Raw genomic sequence first — 2440 nt, 5'->3', positions numbered from 1 at the left:
CGCTATGCGCTGGAGAACCTGGTGACCGTGGTGCGGGCGGCAGGCGGCGAGGTGGGCAACATCGTGATGCTGCGGGCCTATGTGACCGACATGGCCGAGTTCAACGCCGGCGGCGCCGAGGTGGGCGAGGCGTGGGGCGCGACGCTGGGACGGCACTTTCCGGCGATGACGCTGGTGGGGGTGACGGCGCTGGTCGACCCGAACGCACGTGTGGAGATCGAGGCCGAGGCGGTGCTGGCGTAAGGCGCGCCCGCCCCCCCTCCACCACTTCGTGGTCCCCCTCCCCGCCTTGCGGGGGAGGACCGACTTGCCGGCGCTGGCGCGCCTGGCCTGGGCCTCGACGGTGTCGCGCGGGATGAGGCGGATGGTGGAGCTGGCCTTGGCGAGGACGGCGCCGTCGGGGTCGAGCAGGCGGCCCTCGGCGAAGCAGGTGGCGCGGCCCCTGCGCTCGATCCAGCCCTCGGCGACGACCCGGCCGGGACGGGCGGGGGCGAAGTAGCTGACCTTCAGCTCCAGCGACATGGGCGACATGTCGGGCAGCAGGCCGATGGAGGCGTGGGCCATCGCCGAGTCGATCCAGCCGCAGACGAAGCCGCCCTGGGCGACGCCGCCGGAGTGGCACATGTGCGGCCCGCACTCGTACTCGATCACCGCCTTGCCGCCTTCGTTGGACACGACGCGGACCTGGCCCAGGCTGGTCAGCAGGGTGGGGGCGACGGCGTCGGACATGGGAGGCGGCCTCGTGTTCGGTGGACGCGGCCGCGCCCCTGCCCGGCCCTGGCCCGCCGCGGCGTCGTCGGATGCCGGGGGCGCCTGAATCTGAGCGCCGAGGGGAGCCTCCGGCCCCGGCGATGTCAAGGCGGGGCCGCGAGCGCCGCCGCGGGAAGGCTGGTCCGGACCGGCCCGGCCTTGCGGCCGCGGGCGCGGCGGCTAGGCTGTCGCCCGGTTCGACGGGGGGAGGAACGCGATGGCGACGATGGTGGGACTGATCCTGGCGGGCGCGCTGGCGGCGCAGGCCGCGGACCCGGCGGCGGCCGCGGCCGGGACGGACGGCGCGAAGCCGCCCCCCGCCGCCGGCGCCGGGCAGAAGGCCGCCCAGCCCAAGCCGGACAAGGTCTGCGTGACCGAGGCGCAGCTCGGGTCGCACTTCAAGCGGCGGATCTGCGCGACGCCGGCGGAATGGGAGGCGCGCAGGCTGCGCGACCAGGAGGCGATGTCGCGCAACGGCGGCAAGGCGCCGTCGAGCTGCACCGGCGTCGCCTGCTGAGGCGAAGGTTCCACAACGAAATCTCACGTTCGCGGGAACAGGGGGCGATACACGGAGTTGTGAGGGTGTTGGCCTTTGGGGGGCGCGGCAAGCGCGTGTCCGGATGGGCCGTAGAAGTCGGGAGACATCTGAACATGCGCACCACCCTTCTCCTCGCCTGCGGCGTGGCCGCCCTGGCGCTCGGCGCCTGCACCCAGAAGCAGGAAGACGCCTCGACCCCGGCCGCGGACGCGGCCAACAACGCCGCGGCGGCGGCGTCCGACGCAGCGGCCAGCGCCAACCAGGCGGCGGCCAACGCGGCCGACGCCACGAGCGCGGCGGCCGGCCAGGCGGCGGACACCGCCGCGGCGGGCGCCAACATGGCCGCCGACAAGGCCAACGAAGCGGCGGCGAACGCCAACGCGGCGATCAACGACGCGACGGCGGAAAAGAAGTAGGTCCGGACCGGACCTGCGACCGCCGACGAACGCGGTCAGAAACGACCGAGCCCCCGGGAGCGCCTGCTGCCGGGGGCTTTCGTTTGCGTCCGGCGCGGCGACGGCGGTTCAGGCGAACCGGCGGCCACTTTTCGGCGCCATGCTTAGATCAGGCGCTCGCCCCGCCGCGGGCGGGGCTGACGCGGCCGTCGTCGAGGTCGTAGCGGGCGGCGACGATCTTCAGGTCGCCCGAGAGCACGCGGGCGCGGAGCGGCGCCGACTGGGCGAAGATCTCCTGGGCGGTGCGCGCGGCGTTGAGCGAGACCGCCGCGTCCACCGGATCGGCGACGCCGGCCGGGACGGTGCGGACGGCGGGCGCGATCAGGCCGGCGAGCGCGGCGATCCTGGTGCCGGCGTCGGCGGGGTCGCCCCGGCCGGCCAGGGCGTCGGCGGTGGCGCGCACGGCCCCGCAGCGCTCGTGGCCCAGCACCATGATGAGCGTCGAGCCCAGGTGGATCACGGAATATTCGAGGCTGGCCAGGACGGCGTCGTCGACCACGTTGCCGGCCACGCGGACGGTGAAGAGGTCGCCCAGGCCCTGGTCGAAGATCAGTTCGGGGGCCACGCGGCTGTCGGCGCAGGCGAGGATGGCGGCGAACGGATGCTGGCCGCCGGCGACCTCGGTGCGCCGCGCGAGCGTGAGGTGCGGGTGTCCGGCCTGGTCGGCGACGTAGCGCGCGTTGCCGGCCATCAGGCG

4 protein-coding genes and 1 pseudogene are annotated in these 2440 nt (G+C 74.8%); 3 read left to right on the top strand and 2 right to left on the bottom strand.

Translation table 11 applies throughout. From position 1 onward, the window contains the following. Positions 1–21: 21 nt before the first annotated feature. The gene (locus tag JNL41_RS22565) at positions 22–243 is read left to right on the top strand and encodes a RidA family protein (RefSeq protein WP_365698239.1); all 222 of its coding nucleotides are present in this window, start codon (positions 22–24) and stop codon (positions 241–243) included. A 153-nt stretch (positions 244–396) separates the two neighbouring features. Here the strand turns inward: JNL41_RS22565 and JNL41_RS22560 are convergent. Further along, a pseudogene (locus tag JNL41_RS22560) lies at positions 397–624 on the bottom strand (PaaI family thioesterase); the annotation flags it as partial. A 343-nt stretch (positions 625–967) separates the two neighbouring features. On the opposite strand from JNL41_RS22560, the gene JNL41_RS13005 reads away from it, so the two are divergent. Continuing rightward, the gene (locus tag JNL41_RS13005; protein WP_293475571.1) at positions 968–1267 is read left to right on the top strand and encodes a hypothetical protein; all 300 of its coding nucleotides are present in this window, start codon (positions 968–970) and stop codon (positions 1265–1267) included. A gap of 134 nt (positions 1268–1401) precedes the next feature. Further along, positions 1402–1704 carry a hypothetical protein gene (locus JNL41_RS13000; protein WP_293475569.1) on the top strand — a complete coding sequence of 101 codons (303 nt, stop codon included), beginning with the start codon at positions 1402–1404 and terminating at the stop codon, positions 1702–1704. Positions 1705–1852: 148 nt separating this feature from the next. Here JNL41_RS13000 and JNL41_RS12995 read toward each other — a convergent pair. Further along, positions 1853–2440: carbonic anhydrase (locus tag JNL41_RS12995; protein WP_293475567.1), on the bottom strand; the 588-nt coding region annotated here is incomplete at its 5' end.

Origin of the sequence: Phenylobacterium sp., from assembly GCF_016793285.1 — a bacterium.
GTDB lineage: Bacteria > Pseudomonadota > Alphaproteobacteria > Caulobacterales > Caulobacteraceae > Phenylobacterium.
This window is presented reverse-complemented; position numbering and strand designations above follow the sequence as displayed.